Raw genomic sequence first — 16,124 nt, 5'->3', positions numbered from 1 at the left:
GTTCCTATCTCGGTTTTTTTCATGCTAGTTGATTAAAGGCTTCCGGCAATTGCTCTTCACCTGAAACTAAATCAAAGGAACGCTTATATGTTCTTGAATCATCAAGAGACGCGGCGATAACTTTTGCGACATCTCCCCTTGGAATAAAGCCTCTAGTTAAATTTTCCCCAAGCTGTATCCTTCCTGTTGCAGTCTCATCCGTAAGTCCTCCAGGCCGAATGATTGTGTAATTGAGATTGCTGGCGAGCAGCATGCGGTCTGCATAATGCTTTGCAACGTAATAAGGTAAAATATGCTCATTCCAATTTTCTCTCTTATGAGCCTGTAAGGCACTAACCATGATAAAGCGGTCAATTCCCACCTTTTCGGCTGCTTCCACAGTTTTCACTGCACCATCTAAATCGATTAACAATGTTTTATCCGCCCCAGTGCTTCCACCTGAACCAGCTGTAAACACGATGGCATCACAGCCTTTCATAGCTTCGGCCAGCTCATCCACGCTTCCCTCAAGATTAGCTAAAACTGTTTCAATGCCTTTGTTGGCATATGCTTCACTTTGCTCCTCAGAACGGACCATAGCCCGCACAGCATGTTTGTTCTCATTCTGCAACAAGTCTACAAGCTGTTTGCCTATTTTTCCATTTGCTCCTACAACTAACACTTTCACTATTTTAGCTCCTCCTTTTTTATACCTTATATAGATTGTCTCATTCTCCTTATCATAACTTCAAATAGTTTGATTATAGAAAAGAAGTCATCTGCACTTTAGATGACTTCCCAAATTTTGTACTGATTTTATTTTCTGTTAACCTCAAGTATGTTATACAGCTCAGAAAGACTCTTAATCTCATAAGTAGGCTTCCACTCCGTAGTATTTGCAATCCCCTTCGGATTAACCCAACATGTATCAATACCAGCTAAAATGCCGCCCTTAATATCTGCACTTAAAGAATCACCGATAATCAACGTTTCATTTAATGTCAAATTTGGTATGCGCTCAAATACGAAATCAAAAAACTCCTTCATCGGCTTCTGATATCCTGTATCCTCAGATACAAATACAGCTTTAAAGGATGAGAACAAGCCTGACAGCTTTAAACGTCTATCCTGTGTTTTGGAAATACCGTTTGTAACAATATACAAGTCAAATTCATTCTGCAGCTCCTGAATAAGCTCCAGTGCACCAGCAATAAGCTGATGTCCCTCACTAAGACCTCTGCGGTAATGCTCTTCCAGCTGCATGCCATCCACCACTTTCCCCAGCTCTTTAAACAGCAGGCTGAATCGTGTACTGAATAATTCCTCTCGCGAAATCTTGCCGTCCTCAAAGGCTGCCCATAAGCGGCGGTTAATTTGTGAATATTTGTTATGGTTATCTGTACTATATTGAATACCTTGGCTTTCCAGCAACATGCGCAATGATTCTTGCTCTGCCGCTGCAAAATCCAATAATGTGTCATCAATATCAAACAGCAATGTCCTGTATTTTCTCATGATAGTATTCCCCCCTACAACACAGAAGCTAGCCTTTTTATACCTGTGCGCACCTCTTTTTATACTTAACTATATAGAAATGGAAATCAAAAAGGAAGTCCAATCAACAGCTAAAATATATGCTTAGCATCTGCTGCCATGCTTCTGATGCGCTCCAAGTATTTTGTCATCGCTTGATCTTCTTCAAGAGGATAACGATAATGTAAGTGTGTGGCCACAGCTGCTCCAAGATGCCTGAATAAATCACTCATCATAAACAAGGCTTGCCACAAGCTCTCATCATTACTGTCTGTATAAGTTTGTTTATACATACGCCAATATTCCTCTGGCAAATATTCTCCAAAATATTTCCCCATCTTTCCTGTCGACACTCTGAAATCATGGTGAATACCAATCCACCAGGAAATCATTTCATCAAGCATTGGTCTCACAATTGTTTCTGCCATGTTTTTTGCATATGGCAGCTCCTTCCGCCATATTCCCTTTGCAACATTCTGTTGGCACCACCAAAATTCATTGCATACATGCTGATATTGAATATCTGACGGTGCCTTTACATGATAGCTCCTGTCAGAAGCAGAATTAATTTTCGGAAGGATGCCGTCCTTATCCAATAAGGGCACAGTGAGAGAATCAGACCCGTAATGTTTTTGCATCGACTCTTTTGTTTCAAGATGAAGATCAATCCGATTGCCGTCGGTAAACAACATTAAATATCCGTATGATTGGCTGACGTCAGCCTTACGTCCAGCAGCCAAATCCATTTTATCAGGCTCCTGAAGCATAATAAGATTGCCAAACACCTGTATCCAGCACTCATCCGAAAGAAAGGAGCCTGTTTCTGTGACAACATAAACGAAATCATAATCCTGCAGGATATCCTTTTTCACATTTGGATTTGTTCTGGAGCCGTTCATATACACTGCTCTAATTCTATCATCCCTTTTAGCATATCCAAGGATAAGCTCAAGCATTTCCTGTTCTGTTCTGATTTGTGCCGCCCCCTATTTTACCGATAAATAACTGCATTCCTCCACAGGCTTAAGCGCATGTCCGTTATCATCTGTACACCATGACTGTGATTGAAAGGCAAGGAAGATAGCTGCCCAACGATTTTCTTTTTCAAAATGGATAAGGATGCCACCGTCCTGCCATGCTCCATTATCCTTTTTCCATCTTCCAACATTACCTTGATTCATATGAATATCATGAATGCCGTTTCCCGGCTTAAATTTAAAGTACTGATCTGCTTTATTCTCCTCTGGGCCCCATCTTTCCCCAAAAGCATAAATGACAGCCTCCTTCTCCAGCGCCTCTTTCACATAACGCTGCATCTTCTCATTGAGGTCATTATCTTCCCCATCAAGATCTGCTGGAAGGGGAACCATTTTTTTAGGATCAAATAGATTGCCTCTAACATAATCAAGCGCAAGATCAGGTTCATTATTTTTTATAAGTGTAAAACCAGTCTTAAGCGCAGGCAGCTTGGAGATATCGTCAGAATTAAAGTCCTCTCCCACATAAAAAAGTACTTCTGAAGGATACGCTTGTGACTTAATATTAACAGCAATCCGGTAATCAACACCTTCATCATCCTTTATATGAATCTGATAATGAGGAGAATCACCGCTTCCCAACATCGTGTTTATAACCTTCCCCTTTAGCACACCGTATTTGTTTAAAGACATTCCTATTCCTCCTCTTTTAAAGATGTTTTCCTATCAACATTTTCGCTACGCAATGCGAATATCCTCTTAAAATATTTCTTTACGATTAAAATAAGCAGCAAGCCCTAAGAGCATTAACTGCTGAAAAAAGCCCTCAAGTTTTATTATAAACTTGAGGGCTTTTTAAAATTATTATTCCTTAACATGGTATCTGCCTTTAGGCACAACTAAAGGAGTAGCGGAAACTGGATCACTAATTACTGTACAATTGAGTCCAAATATATCTTTCACTAATGTACTAGTAATTATCTCGGAAGGCTTGCCTTCTCCTACCAGCTTTCCTTTTTCAAGGGCAAAAATATAATCTGCATAACGAGCTGACAGGTTTATATCATGAAGAACCATTACAATTGTCGTCCCGTACTTACGATTAAGGTCTGTTAACAAATCTAAGATTTCTACTTGATACGTAATATCTAAAAAAGTGGTCGGCTCATCAAGAAATAATATATCCGTTTGCTGTGCCAGCGCCATCGCAATCCAAACTCGCTGCCTTTGACCGCCTGAAAGTTCATCAATATCATGATTTGCAAATTCTGTTATATTCATAATTTCCATTGCTTCTGCAACTGCTTCATAGTCCTTCTTCGACCAGCCGCTTAGCAAGGATTGGTGCGGAAACCGTCCACGACCGATTAAATCTGCTACTGTAATACCTTCTGGGACTACAGGAGATTGCGGTAAGATACCTAAAACTCTCGCTAATTGCTTTGGTGGAATTTTGCTGATTGCTTTCCCATCAAGCGTAATTTGACCAGATGAAGGTTTTATCAACTTGGCAAGAGTTTTTAGAAGAGTCGATTTTCCGCAGCCGTTAGCTCCGATTATAACGCTGATTTTGTTGCTCGGAATCTTCAGCTCTATCTCGTTTAAAATCATTTTATTTTCATAGCCTGCTATTAACTTTTCCGCACGAAAATCATGTATTGTTTCCATTACAATTCTCCCTTTCGATTCATTCGGATTAACAGCAAGATTAAATACGGCGCTCCTAGCAATCCAGTTATTACCCCTACCGGGAACCGATACTCAAAAGCAAATTGGCCAATTAAATCTGCCGCTAACACTAAGCTGGCTCCTACAAGACCTGCTGGTAAAATATTAGAGAAACTTGCGCCTACTAATCTATTAGCAATCGGACCTGCAAGAAAGGAGACAAATGCAATCGGACCTGTCGTTGATGTCGCAATAGCAATCATAAAAACAGAACTTACAATAAGTAAAACCCTTGTCTTACCAGCAGCAACACCAAGGGAAGTTGCCATTTGCTCACCAAGTTCTAAAATATTCAAGTGTCTGCCTAACAATAGAACAATTGGCGTAAATAGAATGACCGTAATTATCAGCGGCGGCAGCTCTTCCATCCGAGAGCCATTCAAACTTCCATTAAGCCACCTAAGTGCTGCTGGAATATCCTGCTGCGAACTGATTAACAAAAGATAAGATATTACGGCATCAAGTATAGCCTGTATTCCTATTCCAATAAGAATTAAGCGTCCAATAGAGAAAGATTTCCCTCGGGATAATACGTACATAAAAATAACAGTTACAAGACCTGCAATAACAGAAGCAATAGACACAACTGCATTGCTCGTATGAAACATAGTGATACACAGAACAGCTGCAGCACTTGAGCCAGATGTTATTCCTAGAACATTTGGGTTTGCAAGTGGATTGCGCAGCATTGTTTGAAATATATAGCCAGCAACACCAAAGGCAAAGCCTGCAAAAAGACCTGCAACCATTCTTGGTAAACGTATCGTATTGACTGCAAAAGAAACACCTGCAATTTTTTCCCCTGAAAGTGTTCGAATAACTTCTTGGATGGGATAGATTGTGTTACCCAATAAAAGCATTGCGCAGCAAAGAATACAAGTCAGCAGAAGCAGTAAGCTAGTAACTTGTATCCATCGACGCCGTCTTTTGCGGATGCCTGTCATAATAAAGTTAACTTCACTAGATTGATTTTTCATAATGACCGCACTTTCGATTTCTTCGCTAATATGATGAGTATTGGTGCCCCTATAAATGCAGTGACAACACCAACTTCTAGTTCTCCAGGACTGGCAACAAGACGTCCAATTACATCAGAGAACGTTAATATAATTGCCCCTGCAATTGCGGACATCGGAATGGTAAATCGTACATCTGGACCAAGTATTAGCCGCATAACATGTGTAGATAAAAGTCCAATAAAGCCAATTGGACCTGCTAACGCAGTAGCTGCTCCACATAATATCACACCGCCAACAGCCGCCCCAAGACGTAAAAGTCCTGGTCTGACGCCAAGTCCTGATGCAACATCGTCTCCTAGTGCAAGAGCATTCAATGCTGGTGCCGAAATAAAGGCGATGATTAGACCAATTGCCAGAAAAGGAAGAAATGTTGTAATAGAATCCCAAGTTCCTGAACCAACACTGCCTACTTGCCAGAATCTGAATTGATCCATAGCATAAGAATTAGGTATCAAAATAGCCGTTACAAGGGAAGAGAGAGCTGCAGTTGTTGCAGCTCCCGCCAATACAAGCTTTATTGGTGTTGCTCCCCCTCGTCCCATTGAACCAATTCCAAAAACAAATGCTGCTGTTAATGCTGCTCCTATTAAAGCAAACCATATATATTGATTTGCTGTACTAATATTAAAGAATGCCAGTCCACAAACAACAAATAATGCTGCTCCAGTATTTACTCCAAGTATGCTAGGATCTGCAAGCGGATTGCGCGTAATAGCTTGCATTAGCGCTCCAGATACTCCTAATGCAGCTCCGCATAATAAACTAAAAATCGTTCTGGACAGACGCTTACGCACAATATTTGCCGCAAAGGAATCTTTATTCTGACTAAACAATCCGTCCATTATGTCTTGAAAGCTGACCACACGAGCCCCAAAGGAGAGAGAAGCAATAATACTGGCGATTAATAATATAATGGACAAAACAATAACTAGCTTAAAGTTTCTGGGAACATGCAGGTCCATCTGTTTAACTTTTGAAGCGGAGAAACTATTCATTGATCTTATCGATAGCTCCGCCAATTAGCTCTAAATACTCATCAATAGTGTATTCGATTGAAAGCGGAGTTGGTGTTCCCGCTGCAACCAATGGTGTATCACTTGCAATAAATGCTACTGAACCTCTTTTTACAGCAGGGATGTTTCCAAGTAATGGGTCAGCCTTAATTGCGTTATATAAATCGTCGTTACCGTAACCTACAATTACATCAGCATCATTAAGTGCTTCTACATTTTCCGCACTTAACTCTAGAGAATAACTGTTAGGGTCTGTAATTAAATCTTTAACACTGTCTGGATAATCAAGTCCAAGTTCTTTCAAGAAAGCAACACGGGAGTCAACCGGTGTATATAAATGAAGCTTAGATAAGTCATCAGCTGAGAAGTTTACCCAAACTACTTTTTTACCTTCAATTTGAGGGTATTTAGTCAATTTCTCTTTAATCATATCCTCAACATCTGTAATAAGCTGTTCGCCTTCTTCTTTCATTCCCATACCTGTTGCATTCAGTTCCACTTGTTCACGCCATGTTGTAGCCCAAGCTGCTTTTGGGTATGCAACAACGGGAGCGATTTCAGAAAGGGTATCATAATCTTCTTGCGTAATACCAGAGTAAGCAGCAAGAATAACGTCTGGTTTTGCATCTGAAATAGCCTCAAAATCAAGACCGTCAGTATCTTGGAAAACATTAGGGTTTTCTGCATTAAGCTCTTCTAGCTTCTCTGCAGTCCATGGAAGCAGACCACTGTCATCCTGTACCCCAAAGTTTGCTGCTGAGAATCCTGCAGGCACTACACCAAGAGCTAAAGCAACATCTTGATTTCCCCATTGAATAGTAACAACACGTTCTGGTTTTTTTTCAATAACTGCTTCACCTAAAGCATGTTTTATTGTAATCGGATATTGGGAATCTGAATCGGAAGAAGCAGATTCCTCATTATCAGAATCATTTGATGATGAATTAGAACAACCTGCTAATACTAAGATTGCAATAATTGAAAATAATAGTAACTGAAGAAATGACTTATTGCGTTTTATATGCATATCTAGGTCCCCTCTTATTATGTATTATGAAAGTTTAATAGAGCAAAAAGTGATCAAGAATTATTGAAAAAGTCATATTCATCACATTTTACAATGATTATCATTCTCAATAATAATAATTCTTTTTTATTTTTCTGTCAATTGTTTCTTTTTGAACCAAATTCAAGCAAGCCCTTTTACTAGATTTTTAAAATAAATAAACCCTATAGACAAATTAGTCTATAGGGTTTACTTTTATCTATTTATTCAACTGTAACAGATTTAGCCAAGTTACGCGGCTTATCAACATCACAGTCTCTATGAAGTGCTGCATAATAAGAAATAAGCTGCAGCGGTAATACAGAGATAAGGGGTGTCAATAACTCATGCACAGCCGGAACGATAAAACGGTCGCCGTCCATCTCCAAGCCTTTCATGGAGATGATGCACGGATTAGCACCGCGTGCTACCACTTCTTTAACATTTCCGCGTATGCTCAAGTTAACACTTTCCTGTGTTGCTAAAGCAATGATTGGCGTTCCTTCTTCAATTAAAGCAATCGTACCATGCTTTAATTCCCCGCCTGCAAAGCCTTCTGCCTGGATGTAAGAGATTTCTTTAAGCTTAAGCGCACCTTCTAGACCAACATAATAATCAATTCCGCGGCCAATAAAGAATGCATTTCTTGTTGTAGATAGATATTCTCTAGCAATCGTTTCAAGTTCGTCTTTTTGCTCAAAGACAACTTCCATTGCATTTGCAATGATGCCTAGCTCATGCACTAAGTCAAAGCTGCTGTCATAGCCCTTGCTTCTGCCTGTTACTTCAGCAAGTATAGACAATACTGCCATCTGCGCAGTATATGCCTTTGTGGAAGCAACCGCGATTTCAGGACCTGCATGCAGCAGCAATGTGTGGTCTGCTTCACGAGACAGTGTAGAACCAGGAACATTTGTGATAGTGATTGCTGGATAACCAAGCTCCTTCACTTGCACAAGCACAGCTCTGCTATCAGCTGTTTCACCACTTTGCGTAATGAAAATGAACAATGGTTTTTCAGAAAGCAATGGCATATTGTATCCGAATTCACTAGCTACATGAACCTCTACCGGAATCTTAGCTAAGCTTTCAATAAATTGTTTGCCTAGCAGACCTGCATGATAAGAAGTTCCTGCTGCAATGATATATAGGCGATCTGCTGCTTTTACTGCATCTATTATAGCAGGATCAATTGTAAGCTTCCCATCTTCATCTCTGTATTGTTGAATGATTTTACGAATAGCAAGCGGCTGCTCGTCAATTTCCTTCAACATGTAATGAGGATAAGTTCCTTTTTCAATGTCACTTGCGTCCAATTCAGCTGTATAAGCTTCCCGGGAAATAACTTCTCCGTTTAAAGTCTCAATTACTACTCTGTCCTTTGAAACTAGAACAATTTCTTTATCCATTAGTTCAACATATTGGTCTGTCACTTGCAGCATTGCCATTGCATCGCTCGCTACTACGTTGAAGTCTTCTCCCAATCCGACTAAAAGGGGACTTTTGTTTTTAGCAACATAAATTACATCTTTGTTTTGCTCATCCAATAGAGCAAAAGCATAAGAACCTTTTAGCATCTTCAACGTTTGCACAAATGCTGCTTTAACATCTTTGCCGCTCTCAACAATTTGTTCAATTAATTGAATAACTACTTCTGTATCTGTATCACTTTTCATTTCAACTTCTGGCAAGTATTCCTTTTTTAACAGATCGTAGTTCTCAATTACTCCATTATGAACAATGGTAAAACGACCAGACGCACTTTTATGCGGATGTGCATTCAATCTGCTTGGCACACCATGTGTTGCCCAGCGTGTATGGCCGATTCCTGTATCAGCAAACACTGTTTCATCCACAATGCTGCGCAAATCTGCAATTCTGCCTTTTTCTTTAAATACCTGTACTCCGTCCGCATTGCTTAAGGCAATACCTGCAGAATCATATCCTCTATATTCAAGCTTTTCAAGCCCTTTTAATAAAATCTCTTTTGCATCCTGGTTTCCAATAATACCAACTATTCCACACATACTTCTTTTCCTCCGTTCTAGGGGAGCAAGAAGTCTTCTTAGGGGACAAACTTGCTCCCCTATCTCTGTAATGTTTATAATTAATCTTTATGTTAGCATGCCCTATTCTTTGTCCATTAAGTTACCTTAATGTTTTAAAATAAAGCTCACGATTTGCTATAACCGGGAGGCATCCGCCGAAATATCGATAAACCTCCTCCTCGTCAACTAGCATAAGTTTCGTCCACTGCTAGTTCAGGCGCTTTATGAAATTTTACTTTCTTTTTCTCCCTCCCTTTTCTTATATTGCTTTTTTTCACAAAAGCAAGTTAATCATACCTTACTTTCAAATAATCCGTCAAATACTAATAGTTAAGGTATTTTACTTTTATGAAAAAAGAGGATAAAGAAAGATTCAACCAGTGAATTTTCTTTACCCTCTATCCTATTCAGTATTTAAAAAAATGTGACAATACCTTGCTTACTGCTCTTTCAAGCCCATTTCCTTCTCTACTACTTCAGCAATGATATTAACATATGCATCACATAATTCGCTTGTTGGAGCCTCTGCCATTACGCGGACAAGCGGTTCCGTTCCAGAAGGACGAACTAAAATTCTGCCGTTGCCATTCATGTCCTCTTCCACTTTACTGATGACTTCCTTCACCTGCTCATTATCTGTCACATGGTACTTGTCAGTCACCCTAATGTTCACTAACTTTTGCGGGAACTTCTTCATTTCTCCTGCCAACTCTGATAACGGCTTTTTCGTTGCCTTCATAATGTTTACAAGTTGAAGACCTGTCAACAGACCATCACCAGTTGTATTAAAATCAAGGAAAATAATATGGCCTGACTGTTCTCCGCCAAGATTATAACCATTTTTACGCATTTCCTCCACTACATAGCGGTCACCGACAGCTGTAGGTATGCTATTAATTCCATGCTGCTCCAGCGCCTTATAAAAGCCTAAATTGCTCATTACAGTCGATACGACTGTATCTTGTTTAAGGCGGCCAGTTTCTTTCAGATATTTAGCACAAATATACATGATTTGATCGCCATCAACGATCTCACCTTTTTCATCAACAGCTATTAGGCGATCGCCATCCCCATCAAAAGCTAAACCAACATCCGCTTGTTTTTCCTTCACAAATTCCGCCAAAGTTTCTGGATGAGTAGAGCCTACCCCGTCATTTATATTTAATCCATTTGGAGATGCTCCCATTGTTGAAATGTCAGCATCCAAATCAGCAAAAAGATGCATAGCAAGAGCAGATGTTGCTCCGTGTGCACAGTCAAGCGCAACATGAATGCCGTCAAACTCTTCATCAACAGTTTGCTTCAGGAACTGCAGGTATTTTTGCCCACCTTCAAAATAATCATTAACTTGTCCAAGATCTGCTCCAGTTGGTCTTGGCAATGAGTCAACACCTTGATCAATCAATGCTTCTATTTCTAATTCTTGTTCATCTGAAAGTTTAAAGCCATCTGGACCGAAAAACTTAATGCCATTATCGGCAACAGGGTTATGGGAAGCGGATATCATTACACCGGCCTGTGCTCCCAGAACTTTTGTCAAATAGGATACCCCAGGTGTAGAAATAACACCTAAGCGCATTACTTCCGCACCGATGGAAAGCAATCCTGCTACTAGGGCTCCTTCCAGCATATGGCCTGAAATACGAGTATCACGGCCAATCAGTACTTTAGGCCGATCTTGATCTTTTGTCAGGACGAAACCACCGAATCTCCCAAGCTTAAATGCTATTTCAGGTGTCAGTTCGCTATTTGCTACTCCTCGTACTCCGTCCGTACCGAAATATTTACCCATTCCTAAATCGCTCCTTCTAACTAATATAAATCTTTATCCATGTTAAGCGTCTTTTTCCGTTATTGATACACTTGCTGTCTCTTTTGCCAGCTCCCAGCTGATCTCATCAGGACCTTCAACCGTTATCTGTACTTCATGTTCACCAGCAGACATCCCGGTCAGATCTAGATACAGAGAAAAATCTGATGCTGCTAAGCCTTTAACAATCTCATCTGCTCCAGTTACATCGAGACTTGCGCTTTTATCAGCAGGGTCTGTTATTTCTGCCACAAGCTCATCACCCAGACCTTGTATGTTAATAGGTATACCGCTGATTGTTTTTGTGCTCGGTTCTTCTGCAGATGCTGTTTCATCTGAATCATCTTCGCTTGAGGAGGAAGATTGCTCTGAATCTGCACTATCCTTCCCAACTGTCACTTTAACAGTGGCCGTTACAAGCTCCGGTTCTACAGCCGTCACGCCATTTGAAATAATTACAGGAAGTTCAATATTTGAATCCTTATCTATATCACTTAAGTCCACTTCAACTCTTGTACTGTCCACTTCTTTTAGTATATCTTCTGGACCGGAAATTGTCGCTTCCGTTTTGTTTAAAGTAATAGAGTCAATGGTAATATTGGATGGCGGATCACCTTTTTCTACAATATTGATTGGAACTGTTTTACTTGTTCTTGTTACAGGGATATTCACATCCACCGTTTCTGGTTCCACTTCGACATCCAATTTATTTAAACTGCTATCTAAAACAGATACTTTGGCCTTTTGGCTTATATCCTTACTAGTTCCTTCTTCCAGCTCTACATTTGCTTTGACATAGGCTATCTTCTCAATTTCATCCTTAGCTCCTGTAACCTTTACAGTCGAAGGACTGACAGTTGCCGAGCCAGTTGAATACCCCTTAGCAATCAAGCTGCTGTTATACTCAGCTTCTACGCTTACTTCTTTTGTTACTTTCTCTTTTAAAGTTACCTCAATAGTGTCAGGATCAATATCGGCTTTCAGTTTATCAGAAAGATCTTTGACCTGAAGGGTAACCTTTTTCGTGCCAATTTCTGCATCAGTCAAATCAACATACACTTCAAAATTCTTTTGCAGTCTTGCCGATTGTAAATGGACTGTGGGTCCTGTCAGCGTAACATCCACTGTTTCCGGCACTCCGGATACGATAAGATTCTCTGTATCATAGTAGACCTTTACAGGCATATCCTTTACTACTCCAGTATCCTCTGTTCCTGGGACATTCACATCATTAGAGTTATCATTTCCATCATATACATATAAAAACAATAGCAACGCAAGAGCGAAGGCAATTACCTTCATAAACCAATTGCTTTCTCCGATTCTGTCAAATAACTTATTCATTTATTCTTCCCCTTCCAGCTCCACTTAACAGAGGAAGCATGTTTGGCAGAAGGTGCAATTAATGCACTGGACAATAGTTCTTTAAATGCTTCCAATTTAAGATCTCGATGGAGGTCGCCATTTTTGGTAATAGAAATAGCTCCAGTTTCTTCAGAAACAACAATAGTAATGCTGTCCGTTACCTCACTGATGCCAAGTGCAGCTCTATGCCTTGTGCCCAGCTCCTTTGATATGAAAGGACTCTCAGACAAAGGAAGATAACAGGCAGCTGCAGCTATATTATTTTTTTGCAAAATAACGGCACCGTCGTGCAGAGGAGTGTTTGGGATAAAGATGTTAATCAAAAGCTCAGAAGATATTTTGGAATCTAATGAAATCCCCGTTTCAATATAGTCATTCATGCCTGTCTCTCTTTCAATGGAGATAAGCGCACCAATTCTCCGTTTTGCCATATAATCAACAGCTTTTACAATGGATTCGACCACATGTTGCTGTGCTTGGTCTTCCGGTATTCCGCTTCGCGAAAAGAACTTTCCTCTACCAAGCTGTTCGAGTGCCCTTCTCAGTTCTCCTTGGAAAATGATGATGAGCCCTAGTGCTCCCCACTGAATCACTTGCTCCATCATTGTTCCCATTGTCTGCAAGTTGAAATAATCACTCAGCAGCTTCACGATTAGGATAACAAAGATTCCTTTTAATAATTGGACAGCTTTTGTACCCTTTACTATCATAAGGATTTTATAGATGACATACCACACAAGGAGAATGTCTACGGTATTCGCTAAATATTTTAAAAAAGGGAAATCTGCAAACGACATTTTCCTTCCTCCAAAGCATATATATTTCATAAGCAATCGCTGCTTGTTTTATTTACCTACAATTATCATATTATATCACATTTGTGTTTAATACCAATCAGGACATACTAATTTTAAAAAACAGGAGGATGTTTCTATAAACCATTGGAAAATTCTTGGTTTTATTATATGATGCTTCTTCCGTTTTTATCAGTGTTAGGAATGAAAAATCCCTGCAATTAATATGCAGGGAGGCTATTCTTTGCTTCTTCACCTTTAAATATGTCCGTGATATCATCGAATGTTGACTTGATGTAGTACCAAAGCCAATCAAAGACTTCATTAACTTCCTCAATCTCACCTGTAACCTGGTTCGCAGAAGCCATATACTTCTCTCCATTTATAACGGTGACATCGCCTTTCACTTGTCCTTCTATCTTAATATTTCCATTTCGGACTACGATATCTCCCTCAACTACCTCTCCTTTAGGAACAATAACCGTATCATTTTCAACAACCAAATTAGGCTGTTTTGAAACAGAAAATTCATGGTTTTCATTCCAAGCGGAAAGGAGACTTGAAATCATTAATACAATAAATAAAGATGCTGCAGCAAACATGGGATGATTACGCACCCATCTTTTAAAGACAGCCTGCTTCTTTTCCTTCGGCAGCAGTGCCAGCACATTCTCCGTAAAATTAACTGGAGCCTGTATATGAGATGTGCTTTGTACAAGTGCAATTGTCTTTTTCAATTCATGAAAATGAATTGCACAATCTTCACATTCATCCAAGTGTTTTTTTAACTGATGCTTATCTTGTTCTGATATTTCCTCATCAAGATATTCATGCATATATTCTATAACCTTTGATGAACAAGTCATATTATTTCACCTTCTTATTAGACATGCCGTAATTGCTTTCTTAAAGCCTCTCTACCCCTATGGATGCGAGTTTTTACCGTTCCCAGAGGAAGTTCTAGAATTTCGCTAATCTCATTCAGAGACAGTTCTTCAATGTATTTTAGCACAATTACAGAACGATACTTCTCTGGCAGTTTTGATATTTCACGTTGTATTGAAGCTTGCAATTCAAGACTTTCAACATCTTCTTCTGGCAATCTCGAATCTGAAGAGATTTGCGAGTACATGTTCAAACCATCTGTACCAGGTACCTCAGCATCCAAATAATAATCTGGCTTTTTCTTTCTGATCCTGTCAATACACAAATTAGTTGCAATGCGATAAAGCCATGTGGAAAACTTCAAGTCCATGTTAAATCTGTTTATATTAACATATGCTCGAAGAAAGGCTTCTTGTGAAATATCCTCCGCTTCATGTCTATTCCCCAGCATCCGATAACATATTTGGAACACCTTATCTTTGTAGATGTCAATTATGTCACCGAAGGCATTTTGATCCCCTTTTATTACTTGCTTAATTCTCTTTTTAACTAATGCTTCCATCTATTTACCTCCGCTCTAAATGCGGCTAATCGATTAATACGTATCGATAGCGAATAAGGTTTCATTTTTTTAAAAAATTCCTCCTAAATCTGCTTAAAATAAATCTGTGCTCATATTTGTGTACAAAAAAAAAGAGTTTAGTGACTTCTACTTATAATTATAGTCAAGTTGTCTATCTAAAGGCTTAACCGTCCAACTATCAGGAGATTTATTTTTCACATTTTTTTATAATATGTATATTTACTACTTTTGAATGACTTTACTACTATTTTAACAAATTATGACAAGTTATGTTTAAAATTTTTGTTATTTGGTTATAAAAATTAGGTATATTATGTTAAAATCATGACAATATTATTCTTTTCAGATAAAATGAAGACTAACTAATGAATGAGGGTGAAGCCAATGTGTGAGCAAAAGTTGTTAAAAGATATTGAGGAACATCGTGAACAGATGATTAATTTAGCAACTCGCACTTCTTTTTCGCACCCTAAAGTGATTGATTTAAGCGCTAAATTAGACGTGTTGTTAAACAAGTACGACAGCTTTATGAAAGCAAGTTGGAAAGAAAATTATTAATGAAATTTAATCATTATACAGCATATTACAGTTACTCATAATTGATGTCTTACATATTTTTTTGAAATAAGAAAACATAAAAAAAACCAAGCAATTTATGCTTGGTTTTTACAGATGAGCCATGCAGGATTCGAACCTGCGACCCTCTGATTAAAAGTCAGATGCTCTACCAACTGAGCTAATGGCTCTTGGCTGGGCTAGCTGGATTCGAACCAACGAGTGACGGAGTCAAAGTCCGTTGCCTTACCGCTTGGCTATAGCCCAAAAATAAATAAAAGGACTTAATGTCCAATTGTAAAATGGTGGAGGGGGACGGATTCGAACCGCCGAACCCGAAGGAGCGGATTTACAGTCCGCCGCGTTTAGCCACTTCGCTACCCCTCCGTAATATTGGAAAGAATTGTTTCATAAATGGTGCCGACGAGAGGACTTGAACCCCCAACCTACTGATTACAAGTCAGTTGCTCTACCAATTGAGCTACATCGGCACATATCTTAATCTTGTATTATATTATAAATGGTGGAGGATGACGGGATCGAACCGCCGACCCTCTGCTTGTAAGGCAGATGCTCTCCCAGCTGAGCTAATCCTCCATTTGGTGACCCATACGGGATTCGAACCCGTGTTACCGCCGTGAAAGGGCGGTGTCTTAACCGCTTGACCAATGGGCCTTTATTGTTTTTTAAGCTTCCAACCGGGCTCGAACCGGTGACCTCTTCCTTACCATGGAAGTGCTCTACCTGCTGAGCTATGGAAGCAAATTGCTAACATATAACTCAAAATCAT

Annotated in this window: 15 protein-coding genes and 7 tRNA genes; 1 reads left to right on the top strand and 21 read right to left on the bottom strand. The window is 39.5% G+C overall.

Translation table 11 applies throughout. The annotated features are described in order from the left end of the window. Window positions 1-19 precede the first annotated feature (19 nt). The 14 genes from ACLIJJ_RS22880 to sigW form a co-directional block, all read right to left on the bottom strand. Window positions 20-667, bottom strand: a complete 648-nt coding sequence (locus tag ACLIJJ_RS22880; RefSeq protein ID WP_233316822.1) for an SDR family oxidoreductase — start codon at window positions 665-667, stop codon at window positions 20-22. Between the two features lie 128 nt (window positions 668-795). After that, on the bottom strand, window positions 796-1,494 hold the full coding sequence (locus ACLIJJ_RS22875) for a YjjG family noncanonical pyrimidine nucleotidase (protein ID WP_411229961.1): 699 nt from the start codon (window positions 1,492-1,494) through the stop codon (window positions 796-798). A gap of 110 nt (window positions 1,495-1,604) precedes the next feature. Continuing rightward, window positions 1,605-2,486, bottom strand: coding sequence for an aminoglycoside 6-adenylyltransferase (locus tag ACLIJJ_RS22870; RefSeq protein WP_233316932.1), 882 nt, complete (start codon window positions 2,484-2,486; stop codon window positions 1,605-1,607). Between the two features lie 12 nt (window positions 2,487-2,498). Beyond that, window positions 2,499-3,182, bottom strand: coding sequence for a DUF2278 family protein (locus ACLIJJ_RS22865; protein WP_411229962.1), 684 nt, complete (start codon window positions 3,180-3,182; stop codon window positions 2,499-2,501). A gap of 171 nt (window positions 3,183-3,353) precedes the next feature. Beyond that, the gene (locus ACLIJJ_RS22860; RefSeq protein ID WP_233316819.1) at window positions 3,354-4,157 is read right to left on the bottom strand and encodes an ABC transporter ATP-binding protein; all 804 of its coding nucleotides are present in this window, start codon (window positions 4,155-4,157) and stop codon (window positions 3,354-3,356) included. After that, window positions 4,157-5,194, bottom strand: coding sequence for a FecCD family ABC transporter permease (locus ACLIJJ_RS22855; RefSeq protein WP_233316818.1), 1,038 nt, complete (start codon window positions 5,192-5,194; stop codon window positions 4,157-4,159). The genes ACLIJJ_RS22860 and ACLIJJ_RS22855 overlap by 1 nt, the downstream gene beginning before the upstream one ends. Further along, on the bottom strand, window positions 5,191-6,231 hold the full coding sequence (locus ACLIJJ_RS22850; protein WP_233316817.1) for a FecCD family ABC transporter permease: 1,041 nt from the start codon (window positions 6,229-6,231) through the stop codon (window positions 5,191-5,193). Before ACLIJJ_RS22850 ends, ACLIJJ_RS22855 begins: the two co-directional genes overlap by 4 nt. After that, window positions 6,224-7,276 carry an iron-siderophore ABC transporter substrate-binding protein gene (locus ACLIJJ_RS22845; protein WP_233316816.1) on the bottom strand — a complete coding sequence of 351 codons (1,053 nt, stop codon included), beginning with the start codon at window positions 7,274-7,276 and terminating at the stop codon, window positions 6,224-6,226. The genes ACLIJJ_RS22850 and ACLIJJ_RS22845 overlap by 8 nt, the downstream gene beginning before the upstream one ends. A 242-nt stretch (window positions 7,277-7,518) precedes the next feature. Continuing rightward, complete coding sequence (gene glmS / locus ACLIJJ_RS22840; RefSeq protein WP_233316815.1) at window positions 7,519-9,321, bottom strand: glutamine--fructose-6-phosphate transaminase (isomerizing); 1,803 nt, start codon at window positions 9,319-9,321, stop codon at window positions 7,519-7,521. A 460-nt stretch (window positions 9,322-9,781) separates the two neighbouring features. Continuing rightward, window positions 9,782-11,134, bottom strand: a complete 1,353-nt coding sequence (gene glmM, locus ACLIJJ_RS22835; protein WP_233316814.1) for a phosphoglucosamine mutase — start codon at window positions 11,132-11,134, stop codon at window positions 9,782-9,784. Window positions 11,135-11,176: 42 nt separating this feature from the next. Beyond that, window positions 11,177-12,496: a CdaR family protein gene (locus tag ACLIJJ_RS22830; protein ID WP_233316813.1), complete on the bottom strand. Its 1,320-nt coding sequence runs from the start codon at window positions 12,494-12,496 to the stop codon at window positions 11,177-11,179. Continuing rightward, a complete protein-coding gene (gene cdaA, locus ACLIJJ_RS22825; protein ID WP_192486549.1) occupies window positions 12,493-13,314 on the bottom strand; it encodes a diadenylate cyclase CdaA in 822 nt (273 codons plus the stop codon). The genes ACLIJJ_RS22830 and cdaA overlap by 4 nt, the downstream gene beginning before the upstream one ends. Before the next feature lie 218 nt (window positions 13,315-13,532). Beyond that, on the bottom strand, window positions 13,533-14,177 hold the full coding sequence (locus ACLIJJ_RS22820; protein WP_192486550.1) for an anti-sigma factor family protein: 645 nt from the start codon (window positions 14,175-14,177) through the stop codon (window positions 13,533-13,535). Between the two features lie 17 nt (window positions 14,178-14,194). Further along, window positions 14,195-14,758 carry an RNA polymerase sigma factor SigW gene (gene sigW, locus ACLIJJ_RS22815; protein ID WP_192486551.1) on the bottom strand — a complete coding sequence of 188 codons (564 nt, stop codon included), beginning with the start codon at window positions 14,756-14,758 and terminating at the stop codon, window positions 14,195-14,197. Window positions 14,759-15,163: 405 nt separating this feature from the next. On the opposite strand from sigW, the gene ACLIJJ_RS22810 reads away from it, so the two are divergent. Beyond that, window positions 15,164-15,337, top strand: a complete 174-nt coding sequence (locus tag ACLIJJ_RS22810) for an aspartyl-phosphate phosphatase Spo0E family protein (protein WP_192486552.1) — start codon at window positions 15,164-15,166, stop codon at window positions 15,335-15,337. 115 nt (window positions 15,338-15,452) lie between these two features. On the opposite strand, the gene ACLIJJ_RS22805 is transcribed toward ACLIJJ_RS22810, so the two are convergent. The 7 genes from ACLIJJ_RS22805 to ACLIJJ_RS22775 form a co-directional block, all read right to left on the bottom strand. After that, window positions 15,453-15,525, bottom strand: a tRNA-Lys gene (locus ACLIJJ_RS22805). A gap of 1 nt (window position 15,526) precedes the next feature. Next, window positions 15,527-15,601: transfer RNA gene (locus tag ACLIJJ_RS22800), tRNA-Gln, on the bottom strand. A gap of 36 nt (window positions 15,602-15,637) precedes the next feature. Next, window positions 15,638-15,721, bottom strand: a tRNA-Tyr gene (locus ACLIJJ_RS22795). Between the two features lie 28 nt (window positions 15,722-15,749). Further along, window positions 15,750-15,825, bottom strand: a tRNA-Thr gene (locus tag ACLIJJ_RS22790). 30 nt (window positions 15,826-15,855) lie between these two features. Further along, window positions 15,856-15,931 (bottom strand) — tRNA-Val (locus ACLIJJ_RS22785). A gap of 3 nt (window positions 15,932-15,934) precedes the next feature. Beyond that, window positions 15,935-16,009: transfer RNA gene (locus ACLIJJ_RS22780), tRNA-Glu, on the bottom strand. Between the two features lie 14 nt (window positions 16,010-16,023). After that, window positions 16,024-16,096, bottom strand: a tRNA-Thr gene (locus ACLIJJ_RS22775). Between the last annotated feature and the right edge of the window lie 28 nt (window positions 16,097-16,124).

The sequence above is a fragment of the Niallia laureatilytica genome (genome assembly GCF_046613985.1).
Classification (GTDB): domain Bacteria; phylum Bacillota; class Bacilli; order Bacillales; family Cytobacillaceae; genus Niallia.
Note: the sequence above shows the minus strand (reverse complement) of the source record. Positions and strands in the feature narration are given on the sequence as shown.

Bases quoted from the DNA above. Each gene is read 5' to 3' on its own strand.
- ACLIJJ_RS22830 (WP_233316813.1), bottom strand. From the start codon at position 12,496: ATGAATAAGTTATTTGACAGAATCGGAGAAAGCAATTGGTTTATGAAG.
- ACLIJJ_RS22850 (WP_233316817.1), bottom strand. From the start codon at position 6,231: ATGAATAGTTTCTCCGCTTCAAAAGTTAAACAGATGGACCTGCATGTT.
- ACLIJJ_RS22860 (WP_233316819.1), bottom strand. From the start codon at position 4,157: ATGGAAACAATACATGATTTTCGTGCGGAAAAGTTAATAGCAGGCTAT.
- ACLIJJ_RS22855 (WP_233316818.1), bottom strand. From the start codon at position 5,194: ATGAAAAATCAATCTAGTGAAGTTAACTTTATTATGACAGGCATCCGC.
- cdaA (WP_192486549.1), bottom strand. From the start codon at position 13,314: ATGTCGTTTGCAGATTTCCCTTTTTTAAAATATTTAGCGAATACCGTA.
- glmS (WP_233316815.1), bottom strand. From the start codon at position 9,321: ATGTGTGGAATAGTTGGTATTATTGGAAACCAGGATGCAAAAGAGATT.
- ACLIJJ_RS22820 (WP_192486550.1), bottom strand. From the start codon at position 14,177: ATGACTTGTTCATCAAAGGTTATAGAATATATGCATGAATATCTTGAT.
- ACLIJJ_RS22810 (WP_192486552.1), top strand. From the start codon at position 15,164: ATGTGTGAGCAAAAGTTGTTAAAAGATATTGAGGAACATCGTGAACAG.
- sigW (WP_192486551.1), bottom strand. From the start codon at position 14,758: ATGGAAGCATTAGTTAAAAAGAGAATTAAGCAAGTAATAAAAGGGGAT.
- ACLIJJ_RS22845 (WP_233316816.1), bottom strand. From the start codon at position 7,276: ATGCATATAAAACGCAATAAGTCATTTCTTCAGTTACTATTATTTTCA.
- ACLIJJ_RS22875 (WP_411229961.1), bottom strand. From the start codon at position 1,494: ATGAGAAAATACAGGACATTGCTGTTTGATATTGATGACACATTATTG.
- ACLIJJ_RS22865 (WP_411229962.1), bottom strand. From the start codon at position 3,182: ATGTCTTTAAACAAATACGGTGTGCTAAAGGGGAAGGTTATAAACACG.
- glmM (WP_233316814.1), bottom strand. From the start codon at position 11,134: ATGGGTAAATATTTCGGTACGGACGGAGTACGAGGAGTAGCAAATAGC.